Origin of the sequence: Bacillus sp. MUM 13, assembly GCF_001866725.1 — a bacterium.
Lineage (GTDB): Bacteria > Bacillota > Bacilli > Bacillales > DSM-1321 > Peribacillus.
Map to the genome: position 1 here is coordinate 1 of NZ_MLYQ01000005.1, position 13938 is coordinate 13938.

General features: G+C 41.4%; 15 protein-coding genes. 12 read left to right on the plus strand and 3 right to left on the minus strand.

Translation table 11 applies throughout. The features are described from left to right. Window positions 1-46: 46 nt before the first annotated feature. Entirely contained in the window at window positions 47-928 is an 882-nt protein-coding gene (locus BIV59_RS02380; RefSeq protein ID WP_071349845.1) for an SMP-30/gluconolactonase/LRE family protein, read from the minus strand. Window positions 929-1873: 945 nt separating this feature from the next. Between BIV59_RS02380 and BIV59_RS02390 the strand changes: the two genes are divergently transcribed. The 3 genes from BIV59_RS02390 (at window position 1874) to BIV59_RS02400 (ending at window position 4463) form a co-directional block, all read left to right on the plus strand. Continuing rightward, window positions 1874-2191 (plus strand): cytochrome P450 family protein, encoded by a 318-nt coding sequence (locus BIV59_RS02390; RefSeq protein WP_071349847.1) that lies wholly within the window; start codon window positions 1874-1876, stop codon window positions 2189-2191. 235 nt (window positions 2192-2426) lie between these two features. Next, window positions 2427-3596, plus strand: a complete 1170-nt coding sequence (locus tag BIV59_RS02395) for an MFS transporter (protein ID WP_071349848.1) — start codon at window positions 2427-2429, stop codon at window positions 3594-3596. Window positions 3597-3626: 30 nt separating this feature from the next. Next, window positions 3627-4463, plus strand: a complete 837-nt coding sequence (locus BIV59_RS02400; RefSeq protein ID WP_071349849.1) for a MerR family transcriptional regulator — start codon at window positions 3627-3629, stop codon at window positions 4461-4463. Window positions 4464-4570: 107 nt separating this feature from the next. Here BIV59_RS02400 and BIV59_RS02405 read toward each other — a convergent pair whose 3' ends face one another. After that, on the minus strand, window positions 4571-5176 hold the full coding sequence (locus BIV59_RS02405) for a hypothetical protein (protein WP_071349850.1): 606 nt from the start codon (window positions 5174-5176) through the stop codon (window positions 4571-4573). 166 nt (window positions 5177-5342) lie between these two features. Between BIV59_RS02405 and BIV59_RS02410 the strand changes: the two genes are divergently transcribed. The 9 genes from BIV59_RS02410 to BIV59_RS02450 all read left to right on the plus strand — a co-directional run bounded on the left by BIV59_RS02410 (window position 5343) and on the right by BIV59_RS02450 (window position 13237). Then, window positions 5343-5951, plus strand: a complete 609-nt coding sequence (locus BIV59_RS02410) for a methyltransferase (RefSeq protein ID WP_071349851.1) — start codon at window positions 5343-5345, stop codon at window positions 5949-5951. A 1005-nt stretch (window positions 5952-6956) separates the two neighbouring features. Beyond that, window positions 6957-7676: a YebC/PmpR family DNA-binding transcriptional regulator gene (locus BIV59_RS02415; RefSeq protein ID WP_071349852.1), complete on the plus strand. Its 720-nt coding sequence runs from the start codon at window positions 6957-6959 to the stop codon at window positions 7674-7676. A 253-nt stretch (window positions 7677-7929) separates the two neighbouring features. Continuing rightward, window positions 7930-8193: a CD3324 family protein gene (locus BIV59_RS02420; protein WP_071349853.1), complete on the plus strand. Its 264-nt coding sequence runs from the start codon at window positions 7930-7932 to the stop codon at window positions 8191-8193. 395 nt (window positions 8194-8588) lie between these two features. Next, window positions 8589-9227, plus strand: a complete 639-nt coding sequence (locus BIV59_RS02425) for a FusB/FusC family EF-G-binding protein (protein WP_071349854.1) — start codon at window positions 8589-8591, stop codon at window positions 9225-9227. A gap of 161 nt (window positions 9228-9388) precedes the next feature. Beyond that, window positions 9389-9922, plus strand: a complete 534-nt coding sequence (locus BIV59_RS02430; protein ID WP_481747411.1) for a sigma-70 family RNA polymerase sigma factor — start codon at window positions 9389-9391, stop codon at window positions 9920-9922. Continuing rightward, window positions 9915-10322 (plus strand): PadR family transcriptional regulator, encoded by a 408-nt coding sequence (locus BIV59_RS02435; RefSeq protein WP_071349893.1) that lies wholly within the window; start codon window positions 9915-9917, stop codon window positions 10320-10322. Before BIV59_RS02430 ends, BIV59_RS02435 begins: the two co-directional genes overlap by 8 nt. Next, window positions 10323-11585 (plus strand): FtsW/RodA/SpoVE family cell cycle protein, encoded by a 1263-nt coding sequence (locus BIV59_RS02440; RefSeq protein ID WP_071349856.1) that lies wholly within the window; start codon window positions 10323-10325, stop codon window positions 11583-11585. 15 nt (window positions 11586-11600) lie between these two features. Then, complete coding sequence (locus tag BIV59_RS02445; protein WP_071349857.1) at window positions 11601-12215, plus strand: VanZ family protein; 615 nt, start codon at window positions 11601-11603, stop codon at window positions 12213-12215. A 176-nt stretch (window positions 12216-12391) separates the two neighbouring features. Further along, window positions 12392-13237, plus strand: a complete 846-nt coding sequence (locus BIV59_RS02450) for an AraC family transcriptional regulator (protein ID WP_071349858.1) — start codon at window positions 12392-12394, stop codon at window positions 13235-13237. 82 nt (window positions 13238-13319) lie between these two features. On the opposite strand, the gene BIV59_RS02455 is transcribed toward BIV59_RS02450, so the two are convergent. Then, window positions 13320-13934, minus strand: coding sequence for a YdcF family protein (locus BIV59_RS02455; protein ID WP_139194290.1), 615 nt, complete (start codon window positions 13932-13934; stop codon window positions 13320-13322). Between the last annotated feature and the right edge of the window lie 4 nt (window positions 13935-13938).

The following is a 13938-nucleotide window of genomic DNA, read 5'->3' on the forward strand; positions in this document are numbered from 1 at the left end:
CTTTTAGGGGTCACTACAAATCCGTAATTGGAGATCCGCCGCATTTTTATTTGTCATTAAAAGAGTATGCTGGAAGACCTTTAACTCCAGTTTTAACTTTGAATAATCCTCCTGACAAAGGATACTTTGCAAGCTGTTCATCGTTCATTCCGTTTCTTGCTGTCGTGATATATAATTCAGTAAAATCTTTTCCGCCAAAGGTACATGAAGTGACATTCAACGCTGGAACCTCAATAGAGGACAATTGTTTTCCAGATTGCGGATCCCATCTCGACACTTTAGAACCGCCCCAGTGTGCTATCCAAAGCATGCCTTCATTGTCGATGGTCATTCCATCAGGCATTCCTTGATCGTCCGGAAAATCAATAATCTCAACCGGATTTTCAATCCCTCCTGTTAAAATATGAAAATCAAAGCGAAGCACCTTCTTAGTAGGCGTATCAATCAGATAGAAAAACTTGTTGTCGGGAGACCAGGCCAATCCATTTGATAAGCTTAATTTATCCCACTTTTTTATTGTTCTGAAATCTGTATCCAAGCAATAAAGGGCACCTTGTTCCTTATTGTCAGACATGTCCATGGTACCAGCCCAAAAACGGCCTTTGCTGTCGCATTTTCCGTCATTGAATCTGTTATTTGTCAAATGGATTTCAGGTTCGCTGATCCGGGAAATTTTTTCTGTTTCCAGATCTAAAAAATAAAACCCGTTTTCTAATGTGATAACTGCTCCGCCACTGGTTCTTGGAACAATAGCGCTGACACGCTCTTCCAGCTGGATTTCGCGGTTTTCATTTGCAGCTGGATCGAAAATACATACCTTTTTCTCTTCAATGTTAACCCAATACAAAAGTTGTTTCTCCGAATCCCAGCTAGGCCCTTCACCAAGTACGGCTTTTGCGTCAAATACCAATTCTGCTTTTTCCGGCATACTAAAATCCCTCCGCCAATTTTAAAATTTATTACACAATCTTTTCTATAAGCTGTTTTCGTAACCTTTGTTGCTTTGAAACAAAGTGGTTGATTTTCGCTCCAGGATGCTCGCTTTCCGCAGGGTCTCACCTGTTCTGCTAATCTAAGCAGGAGTCTCGCACCTTATGCTCCAATCAGCCTGACTTGAACAATCTTTAAGAAAAGAGCCTTTCTATAATTACCAGGTACGTCAACATTCAATGCGCTCTCATTCACTTTGGCTCTGTGCTGCAGAATTCGGCTTTTTTTGCCGGTCCGGTAGCCGCAGCAGCGCACCCATCGCTTGTCCAAAATTAACATACATAGACTTGTATCCGGTTATGCAGCTGCAGATGCATCCAGCGATGTCTATAGCGTATCAAAAATTCGCCTATCCCACTTTTCCACAAATTCAGCCGGCATAAACTGTACAGGGCTTTGGTTCTTAAATTTTCTGCTAAAAATGATTTATGTTTATCCTGAAAATTCAATGTACATTGTGTGTTTCCTTTTGGATTGAAAATAGGAATAACTAGAAGAATCAAAAGTATACAATGGAGCTGATAGGCATGCCGAATAACGGCCAATTGCCAAGGGACAGCGGTTTAGATCATACGCTGGGCTTATTAAAGGAAGGGTATTCGTATATTTTAAACAAGCGCTAAAGCATGAAGTCTGATATTTTTGAAACCCGGCTGCTTGGGCAGAAAGCTATTTGTATGGGCGGGGCGGAAGCGGCAGAAATTTTTATGATCCTGATAAATTTAAGAGAGAGGAGGCTGCACCTAATCGCGCCAAGGAAACCTTATTTGGGGAAAATGATGTTCAGGGACTTGATGGGCACTTGATGGGCAGGACCATAAGCACCGGAAGGCCATGTTCATGTCCCTTATGTCTCCTGATAGAATGAGTGAATTGACACGCATTGTCACAAAGCAGTGGGAGCTGGCCGGGATTTGGCTGCCATTATGAATCTGCAGCGGCAGCTGGTCCTGCCCATTGGAAGGGAAGGCATTCGCGCAACCATGCTGAGAAGTGGATTGGAGAACTTGTTGAAATGGTTCGCGAGAGGAAGGTGAATCCTCCGGAAGGTACTGCTCTTCATACTTTTTCCTGGCATAAAGAATTGGAAGGGAACCTTCTGGATACTGAAACCGCGGCGGAAGAGGTGCTTAATAATTTGCGGCCGATTGTGGCTATTTCTGTATTCATCAACTTCCTTGTGCTGGAGGTCCATCCCTAGTGCATGGTCAAGATGCCAAGTATTCCTGAGAGTAAAGTAGTGCTCAGGCAGGTTAAGCGCCGCCTAAAATTCATAGTCAGCCAAAAAATACAAGCCGATTTGTTATCAAGGGAAACCGGCTTTTTGACATACCCTCATAAAGTGCTGGCTGAGATTCTTTTGCAAATGTATTGACTCTGCCCTAAGGGGAGACTTTATATTGGGAGATATCAGTGTAAGATAAAGGGGAAGCATCATGGAAAAACAGAACTCAACAATGTTTATTTTATTATTAAATTTATTCATCGCATTTTTAGGCATTGGCCTTGTTATACCTGTAACGCCAAAGATTATGAATGAACTGCATTTATCCGGAGCGGCAGTCGGTTACATGGTATCGGCTTTTGCATTGACCCAGTTAATTGTGTCTCCCATTTCAGGCCATTGGGCTGACAGGTTTGGGAGAAAAAAGATGATTCTTATCGGCCTGCTTATTTTCAGCGCTTCAGAGTTTTTATTTGGAATCGGAAAAACATCACAAGTGCTGTTTCTTTCCCGTATGCTTGGCGGAGCAGGTGCAGCCTTTATCATGCCGGCGATAACAGCATTTATTTCAGACATTACCACACTCAAAACACGTCCAAAAGCAATGGGATATATGTCTGCAGCCATTTCAACAGGCTTTATTATCGGCCCCGGAATAGGCGGGTTTTTAGGGGATATCAGCACTCGCCTGCCATTCTTTTTTGCAGCAGGCCTGGGGGCGGTTGCAGCAGTGTTAACCATGATTGCCTTAAAGGAACCAGAGAGAAGTCCCGAAAACGAAGAGAAAGCGGTACAAGAAAAAAAGCTGAAGCGAATTTTCTCTCCGTTATATTTTACCGCTTTTTTAATTATCTTTATTTCATCATTTGGTTTAGCTTCATTTGAATCATTATTTTCATTATTTGTTGATCACAAATTCGGTTTTACACCCAAGGACATTGCCATAATTATTACGGGCGGCGCCATTGCGGGAGCCATCGTCCAATTGTCTTTATTTGGCCGCTTAACAGCATGGCTTGGAGAAATCCGTCTTATCCGCTATAGTATGATTTTTTCGACTGCCCTTGTTGTCATGCTGACATTCGTAAACTCATACATGTCCATATTGCTTGTTACAGTAACGGTGTTCATTGGCTTTGATATCATGCGACCTGCACTTACAATGTATCTATCCAAAATTGCCGGCATGGAACAAGGATTTGTCGGCGGCATGAACTCGATGTTCACTAGCATCGGCAATGTCTTTGGCCCAGCCATTGGCGGCATTTTATTCGATATTGACTTAAATTATCCATTCTATTTTGCAACGGCCTTCTTAACAGCGGGAATTGGATTAACGTATGTTTGGAAAAAGAAGGAGCATACCTATAGTACAAATTAACCATGAAGAGGAATTAGGGGGGCGGCCATATTGAGAGAAACATTATATACAATCGGCGAGGTATCAAAGCTTGCAAATATTTCGATTAAAGCCCTCCGTTATTACGATAAGATCAATTTGTTTAAACCTTCCTATGTGGATCCCGGCACAAACTACCGCTACTATAAGGATTCTCAGCTATATCGCCTTGACCTGATTAAATCACTCAAGTATATTGGAACACCATTAGAGGAAATGAAAAAAGCCCAGGAACTAAAAACGGATGAATTATTTACATTTCTTACAGAACAAGAGAAGATTGTGCGGGAAAAGGTAGATTACTTATTGGAGATTGAACAAAACATCGCAAATGTGAAAAAAAGAATGCAGCGGCAGAAGAACTATCCGGTATTGGGTGAAGTATTTGTCCTTGAAGAAGAGGAAATGCGTATTATCCAGGTCGAGGCGGACGGGATCTCGCAGAAGGAATTTCTGAATGCTTTTTACAGCAAACTTAAACATACAATAGAATCAATTGATGGATTTCTGAACAATGGGGAGGGTGCTATTTTCTCCTACCAGCCATATGTGCAGGCTGAAGAAATCAGATATATGAAGTTGTTTATGCCGGTATTAACAGCCAAACAAGAATTATCTCTTCCTCAGAATGTGGAAATATCCTCTATTCCAGGCGGGAAATATGTATGTATTGCCTTTATTTACTCGCCGGAAAGCTATTTTAAAAGCCTGAAAAAGCTGATTTCTCATATTGAGGAACACCATTTCACAGTAATCAGTGATATATATGAGGTGTTCTCACCGAGCCATTACTCACCGAATCAAAGTGAAGAATATATCGTTGAGATGAAGATTAAGGTGAGTGAATAACTGAAGCCGATTTCTATGAATCGGCTTTTTGGGTTATATCAACGCTTCCTAATATAATCGAGTCTTTTGAAAAGACTGATTAGACCAGGCTTCTTGGTTCGTGATACCTAGTCCAGCAGTACGGCTATTTCCTGCCCTGACCGTTTGTCAAAAAAAGGATTGGGGTTTTCACTGAAAACTAACTCCAGTCCGGAAAGGTTGTCCGGCAATGGAGGAGAGACGATGAATTGGTAAGATATATGTCCATCTGATCCGCCGCCGCCAGTCATTCTGCAGTAATAATCTCCGCTGATCTTAAGCTCCCAAAAACCGTGAAACCGATTTTCACGTTCATCAGGGCCTGATGGAATTTCCCGATCAATATTCAGATTTACGACACTTGCATTATCATACTGTTTTATAAAGGTAACGGAGTATACGTTATTCTCTTTTTCCACTAGTTTTAGAACTGGAAGGAGTTTCCGGTACTGATTTGGTTCAACAATTGGCCGAAAGGTTTCTTCATCTCTCAGCATGGAAAATAAGCCACGTAATAAATCTTCATATAGTCCATATTCTCTTGCCCAATTTTTGAGGAGCCCTGAACCCGGAAATCCGGGATTGCTGTTTGATTGTTCCCTGCGCCTTTTCAGCAAAGCACAAATTTGCTCATCAATTTTAATAATGCTTTCGTCATAGTATTTTGCCGATGGTTCGAAATAAACTCGCTTCATTGCATGTATCACTCCCTTCGTATGGTTACATATTAACAGAAAATGGTATTTGCGGCATTTGTTAATCACTGTTTGGGCAATGGAGAAAAAATAGCGTGTTCCTTTAAAGAATGAAAGGATAAGGTATAATGGAATACAAAGAAAGCCATCAGTCAGGAGTTTAGCTATGAACGAAAAGTATTATGATGCATTGCTGAATATTAAAACGGGCGGGGATCAGAAGGGGTTTCATCAGTCGCTGCACTATCACCGCTACGAGCCAACGCCGTACAGCGCGCTTGAGCATTTATTTACTCAGCATGATCTGGAAAGCAGTGACAGGATTGTAGATTTCGGCTGCGGAAAAGGGCGCTTGAACTTTTACATACACCATCTATTCAATGCTCATGTTACAGGCATTGAAATGGATGAAAATTTTTACCGGGAAGCATTGGAAAACAGGAAAAGCTATCAAAAGAAAAATAGGCATACACCGGAAAAAATCCAGTTTCAGTGCACACTTGCACAAGATTATGTAATCCATCCACGGGATAACGTGTTTTATTTTTTCAATCCTTTTTCGGTCCAGATTTTCATGAATGTGGTCAAAAATATTCTGCGGTCTGTGGAAGAAAACAAGAGGGAAATAGAATTGATTTTATATTACGGGTCAGAGGATTATACTTTTTTCCTTGAAAATCAAACTGCCTTTGAATTGAGGGAACAAGTTCTGCTGCCGGGATTATATGAAAGCAATCCTTTTGAAAAGTTTTTAATCTACCGTCTGGCCTATTGAAGGGAGAAGCTGGAACCTGGTTCTAACTAGGAGCTTAAAGGAGAGGGCTATTTCTGTAAGACCGCAAAGAAGATAAAGCATGGGGGCATTTTTTTGGGGAGGAGTTCATGCAAACCTTGAGGGAACGATTCAGGTGGCGTGCAGCCACAGTTAAATCATTCCGAAGCAAGGGCATGATCAAACTTATCCAATTAAAAGACAACGTGAGCGTTCACATTAGCTGGAAACAGTTTCGGAATAAAAGCTACTTCATGCGGATGTATTTAATCCGGGATTTGCGGGGATCACGGTAGCCGCCGTTTATTTGATGTCCGAGCGAGCAGCCGATAATTACAGCCGCAAAAAAAAGAACAAGCCTCTTCAATTTAAAAACTTCTTTCTCTATTTTTTTTTTTCAAGGATACACCCTTATAAATCATACATCAAGATATCTATGATAATGTTGAAAAAATGCCACAAAATTATGACAGGTTTATAAAAAAGATTGAAAACCAGGCCGAGAATTCTTTGCTTGGTTTTTTTATATGGAGGGAAACTGAAGTTTATTTCCCCAATCAAGATTTTTTTTAGCAAAATGACGTGTGTTTTGAGCCTAATCAAAAAGAAATGAGCGATCCACATGGCTTTATGGGCATCTATTATTAAATATCAGGGCCATTCAACAATAAAATTGGAAATTAAATGGATAATAAGTCCAAATGAGCCTCGATTCGAGCCAAATCATGCATGATTAGAGCGAGATTAAGCTCCATTAGAGCCAAATAGCTTGTCATTCGAGCCAGATCCCAAAATTAAAGGTCAGCTCTGGTGCATTCAAAGCGCCAAAAATACTTCAAAACATTTTCAGGTATAAAACTCGAAAGACCATGGACAGATGAGGTATAATATAGGAGAATGCAAAAAGCTGGGAAGTGCCCCGTGAGGACTTCTGTGATACCAAAGAAGCATGCAGCATTGACTTAGTTTATTTAATCATTTTGTGAACCCGAAAGAGAGTGGAACCCAATGGGACGTAAATGGAATAATATTAAAGAGAAGAAAGCTTCAAAGGATGCGAATACTAGCCGTATTTATGCCAAGTTTGGCCGCGAGATTTATGTGGCAGCCAAGCAGGGTGAGCCGGATCCGGAATCAAATACTGCGCTGAAAGTTGTGCTGGAGCGCGCCAAAACGTACAGTGTGCCGAAAACCATCATTGACCGTGCAATTGAAAAGGCAAAGGGCGGCTCAGAGGAAAGCTATGACGAGCTTCGCTATGAAGGATTTGGCCCGAATGGTTCAATGGTCATTGTTGATGCATTGACAAATAACGTAAACCGCACAGCTTCCGATGTTCGTGCGGCATTTGGGAAAAATGGCGGAAACATGGGTGTGAGCGGTTCGGTTACGTACATGTTTGATGCAACGGCGGTCTTTGGCGTTGAAGGCAAAACCGCGGATGACGTACTTGAACTTCTGATGGAAGCAGATGTGGATGTCCGCGATATCATCGAAGAAGAGGATTCAGTGATCGTGTATGCAGAGCCTGATCAATTCCATGCTGTGCAGGAAGCGTTCAAGAACGCTGGGATCACTGAGTTTACAGTGGCTGAGCTGACAATGCTGGCACAAAATGATCTTGAACTCCCTGCGGATGCACAGGCACAATTCGAGAAAATGATAGATGCGCTTGAGGATCTTGATGATGTTCAGCAGGTCTACCACAACGTAGATTTTGGAGAATAATGCATCTATAATCCTGCGCAGGCGCCCATTAGGGTGCTTGCGCTTTTTAACTGACATATAAGGAGGTGGCAGCAATGGCAATTTCCATGCCGAACTCTGCAGCGTCTCATGCAAAGCCTGATTTTGAAATGGCGATACTTTGCATGGGGCGGACTTCTATTTTAAACAAATCGCCCAAGTAAGCGTATATTGCCTTTCATCTATTCGGCTTTGCACCTTATTTCATTGGATTAAAAATAAGGGGCTGGCAGAAATGAAATATGTGAAAGCAACCGCTATACTACCTGAAAAGCTGATACTTGAAATTCAAAAGTATGTTCAAGGAGAAACCATTTATATTCCAAAGCCAGAAGCTGCATACCAAAAGTGGGGTGCGCGTTCTGGAAGCCGAAAGATGATCGATGACAGAAATGCCTCAATAAAGACCGCCTTTAAGAGCGGCAGCAGCATTAATCAGTTATCTGAAGAATATTGCCTTTCCATTGAAACGATAAAAAAAGTCGTTTATTCCAAATAACAAGGCAATCAGTTGGACTATCAAATAGAATGGCCCCGGTTTTATGCCGGGGCCATTTAACATAATCCAAAACTATTTGGACATAACTTCAGGCAGGGGTGAAATAATGCAAACTGCAGTTTTATTAATAGTAGTGATCATCTCAATTTTAATTTATTGGGGAGTACAAAAAGGCAGTATGAGTGCTACGGCTAAAAAATTTATATTGGGATTCCTGATTACTATAGTAATCATTAATATTATCATGGTTTTCCTCATGTAAAAGAAGGACAGCTGGACTACTCCTGCTTTTAATGCAGTAAAGTTTTAGGTATAGTTTGATTCGCATTCATTTTCTCCATTTACTGGCATTTGCTTTTATTTTATAGTAAAGAGGAGAGCAGGGAGGGATTGGTATGGAACCTTTCATTAGGAGTGACCAGTTTAACTTTATTAAATATCAGACACAGATCATTATAAATGGCCATGCGACAGCAAACGACCTGAATGTCCGCCGCACGGTTAAAGATCTTGCAAAGGAGAAAGCTGCGGGTTTGTTCAGTGATTTAAACGAGGAACAAACAGAGCTGATTGAAGCCATTCATAAGGTTGAGGATAAGGCACAAGCAGAAGCTTATACTGCGAGGCTTTACCCTTATGTTATTCCTTTTAAATCTATTTCAGAGGAAGGCATTAAGAAATTGTTCCGGAAGGTAAAGAAACTCCGGGTTCCTTCTATTGAAGAATGGGATTTTCGTGATATATCTTATTTAGGGTGGAATGATGCGGGCTCTAACAGAAAATATCTCATAATACAGCAGGGCGATAAGCTTGCTGGATTGCATGGGACCTTCCGCAGCATTAATCAAAAAGGCATGTGTGCGATATGCAGCAGTTTCCAGGAACTTGGCTTATTCGTTTCTGAAACAAAAGGGTCAGGCGGGGATACCTTCATTAAAAGAGGAAACTATATTTGCACGGACAGCATGATCTGCAATCAACACCTTAAATCACTTGATAAATTACACGATTTTTTTGAACGGCTGAATGGGTAATATTATACATGGAGTGTTCAAAAATAAAAGGCCAAGACACCTTAAAATGGATTCTTGGCCCTTTTTGCGTCTTTTTTTCAGTAAAATAGAAAATAAGGAAAACTTTTCAATATGCTGTCTCGTCTAAGTTATAGAGAGGAGGGGCAGAGGTGGAGGATTTAATGCTTGACGTATTTGAACATGCAGATAGTGATGAACTGATTGATGAAATCATGAAAAGATATGGACAGGACATATTGCAGCTCGCTTATTCGTATGTGAACAGTAAAGAAGTTGCCGAGGATTTAACACAGGATATCTTTATCAAGTGCTATAAATCCCTTCATACATATAACGGAAAATCGAAGCTTAGAACATGGCTTTGGCGGATTGCGATTAATACCTGCAAGGATTACCTGAAAAGCTGGTATAACAACCGTGTATTGGTTTCTGAAGAAGAGCCGTCGAACATGTTCACTAAAAGTGATGAAGTAGAAAAAGCAGTTATTCAGAAGGATGAAGATAGCCGACTGGTTTCCGAAGTAATGGGCCTGCCGATTGAATATCGTGAAGTGGTATATTTGTATTATTTTGAGGAATTGCCAATTAAAGAGATTTCAGTTTTGATAGAGACGAAGGAGAATACTGTAAAAACCCGGCTTAGGAAGGCTAAAAAGCTTCTTAAGGAAGGAATGGGGGATCAGCATGATGGATGAACGTTTAAAAGGGCTTCGGAAATCCATGAAAAAAACTGCATTCAGGGAGCTCCAATTCACCGGGGACCATGCTGCGGAAATCCGTAAGAAAATCAGCAGGGGCAATGAACGGGAAGAAGATATATTACTAGCAGTCATGCAGCTGACAGTACATGAAAAAACCGGGTTTGTTTTGGCTGGGCAATTACAGAGCCGCGGCATAAAAAAATTTGAAGATAATGAAGGGATTTTATATACACTATTGCATCAGCTTGAACAGGCCGGGATTTTGCGGTCAGCCTGGGATCAATCTGAAAAGCTGTACCAGCTGACGGATAAAGGAAGAAAAGTGCTGAAAAAAGCAGAAAAAGCAGGAAAACATGAGCGGTTTTCAAGAAACTGGCTGAGAGGTGAGGCATAAATGGCTGATAAAAAAACCTTTATAAGCGAGGTCACTGCCCACATCCGGTCTAAAGAAGCGAAACAATATGTGTCAGAGGAATTAGGCTATCATTTGGAGGAAGCGAAAAAAAGTTTGCTTCAAAAAGGCATGACGGAGACTGAAGCTGAAGAAAAAGCAATCAAGAGGATGGGAAGCCCGCAGGAAATTGGCCAGCAGCTTAACAGGGTGCACCGTCCAAAGCCAGACTGGTACTTGTTAGGCTTGCTTTTTACAGTTATGTGCCTTGGATTTTTGACAATGTTTATACCGGGCTTTTTGAATACTCCCCGGTTTATCTTATCAAAAGTAATTATAGTATTGATCGGTGCAGCGGCTGCTTTTGTGCTGATGAAGATAGATTATAGAAAATGGAAGAGAGCCGGATGGCTGTTTTATACAGCCGGAGTCATTTTTCTGGCCGGTATTCATTTCTTTTATAATACAACGATTAATGGGAAAGCATATTTGAAATTTGGGACCATTACCTTAGAAAGCATTATGGCCATGCCCTTCTTTTACATAGCGTGGGCATCTTTTATGAGTAACGGCAGGATGAGAATTTGGAATTTTGTTCCCTTGTTTTTGGTTCCTGTGATTTTGTATGGCTATGTTCCCAATATTTCTGCAGTCTTTATCTATAGCATGATGGTTTTTATTATGCATTGGAAAAGTACGTTTAAAAAAAAGACCATACTTGCCATATGGTCAGCAGCAGCAATGTTGCTGGCTATTGTCTTCGCTGTTTCCTGGCATAATGTAAAGGACTATCAAAAAACAAGGATACTCTCGATTTTGCATCCTTCTTCCGAAAGTATACATATTAAAAAGCTGTTGACCCACGCAGGATGGTTTGGCCACACAGGTCCCCAGGATTTTTTTATGCCGGAGCCCTACACCAATTTTGTTTTCGTTAGCCTCACTTACTGCTATGGCTGGATTTTTGCTGCTGTACTTGTGCTCATTCTCATCATGTTTCCCGTAAGAATGGCCATGATGATGTCAAAGGTGCAGGATGGGTACGGGAAACTTCTTATTGCTGGTGCAGCTGCCTTTTTTACAGTCCAGTTTGCCTGTCATATTGGAATGGCCGCGGGTGTTTTTCCTATGACGGAGATGTCTCTTCCGTTCATAAGCTATGGGTTGGCGCCTACATTGCTAAATGCTGCTGTGATTGGAATTGTACTCAGTGTATACCGAAAGAAGGACCTGGTCGCGGCCCGTCTTTCTGCAGAAAAAAGGTAAGAGAGGATGGATACTTTGGTTTTACTTAATGGAAGCTTAGCTTTAGCAGCGGGAGTTGTGCTGTATGTTTTGGCGCGCGGTCTATATGTCTTGATACATCGGGACAATGTGAAATGGGTCAAAGAGGGTCTTCAAATTGTGTTCGTTATTTATCTGCTCATGGTGGTTTCTGTTACATTGTTTCCACTAGCACTATGGATTGAGCCGGATTTGAAAGCTCTGAAATATGCTGTGAACCTTGTGCCCCTAATTTCCATTTTTCATGACATTAGTCAAATTGGCATTGCGTACGGCGGGGATTCTGTTTTTATGATGAAGTTAATACTCCGTAATGTTGGAGGAAATGTGTTAATGTTTGTTCCTTTAGGTATTTTAGCACCGATGTTATGGCCGGAATTCAGGAGACTGAAACCGATTCTTTTACTGGGAGTGCTTATGTCGATAGGGATTGAGTTTCTGCAGTTTTTTGAATTGCTAGTTTCAAGTGAAATGGGCAGGACTGTCGACATTGACGATGTGATCTGCAATACGGCAGGCGCTATTCTCGGCTATATTTTATACAGACTAATAACCGCCCTCGCAAACAAGTATCGCATCAAATCCCTGCAGCAGTTGTTTATCGGCGGCTGAAGAATAGCTGCCAGAAAAATAGTTTACAGACTCCGTGCTGAATTACATAAAAAAGACTGCTGACTGAATTATTTATGCAGAAATTTAACAAGTTCAAAAACCAGTCAGAACAAAGCACACATTGACAGGATTTCCCGAACTGAGGCTGGTAGGATATGAAGTAAGGAGTGAGTGATATGGGCTGGGTTGAATCTTTGCAAAAAGCGATCGATTATATGGAGGATCATTTACTGGACGATATGGATATGAAACAGATCGCGAAAGAGGCGAATTCTTCTGTTTTTCATTTTCAGCGCACCTTTGCGCTGCTGACTGATGTATCCGTCGGTGAGTATCTCCGGCGCAGGCGTTTGACACTGGCAGCCCAAGAGTTAGCAAGATCTCAATGCAAAATTATCGACCTGGCCTATAAGTACGGCTATGACACTCCGGAGGCTTTTTCCAGGGCTTTCCGAAGGCAGCACGGCGTAAAACCCAGTGAAGTCAGGAAAAATCATGGAAAGCTGAATGCTTATAATCGCCTGATTATCCAGGTAACCTTGAAAGGGAGAGAACCGATGAAGTACAAAATTGTTGAGCGGGAAAGTTTTCAAGTTGTTGGTGTCAAACGGGAGTTTTCGTTAGCAGGAGGTGAAAATTTAAAGGGAATCCCGCTTTTTTGGAACGATATCCATTCTGATGGAACAAATGACGTTCTGCTTAGCTTGGACAATGGAAGAATGTACGGAATATGTGTGGATAAAAGTACAGATCAGAAGATGGATTATTGGATTGCAGCGGAATACGGCGGTGAAGTACCAGAAGGATTATCAGCCTTTACGATGCCTTCCTCAAAGTGGAGTGTATTTGAAGTTCATGGCGCAATGCCGGATGCCATTCAAAAGGCGTGGAAGCAAATCATGTCAGAGTGGTTTCCATCAGGGCATTATCAGCATGGAGGCACCCCGGAGATGGAAGTCTATTCCGGCGGAGATCCGTCAAGCCCGGATTACTATTCTGAAATTTGGATTCCAGTAAAATAAATGAATTAGCCTTTTTATGAAGCAGGGACCGGTCGCCACAAAAACCAGCATTCTATCTAGAATGCTGGTTTTCCACACTGTTTTATGAATTTTTACCTGGTATGATGCTGAAGAACTTTTTCAGTGTCTTTTTTGAGTTTGTTCCATTCAAACCAAAATAGTTGCCAACCAGCTTAATGTATTCGGTATAGGTGATTTTCCTGTTCAGGCTTGTCAGCCACCAGGTTGCGGGATGATAATGGCTGCCGCCGCTTGAGCAATAGGTCAGAGTGATGCCTGTTTTCTTAAATGCCTTATCATAATTATATTTAACCCGTCTCATATGATAATTGGAGGAAACCACAATCGCAGATTTCAATCCGTGCTGCTTCATAAGTTTTTCTGTGAATAAGGCATTTTCCGACGTGCTTGTCGCATGATTTTCTAAAATGATGGAGCGGGCAGGGATGCCGGATGCACGGGATCCCTGATAAAGGTTATTTTCACGGCCATTAGAGAACATCAGATGAGAGGCATACCCTTTTTTATACAACTCAATTCCTTTTTCCAGGCGGTTAGTATCGCCGCTTAATACAATTACAACATCTGATTTAACAGGTTTTTCATCTACAACAAGAAAATTCCCCGCAAGCTCTATAAGAATGATGAAAATAATCATCACCGCCATTAATTTTTTAAAAGTACGTTTTTTCCGCATTTTT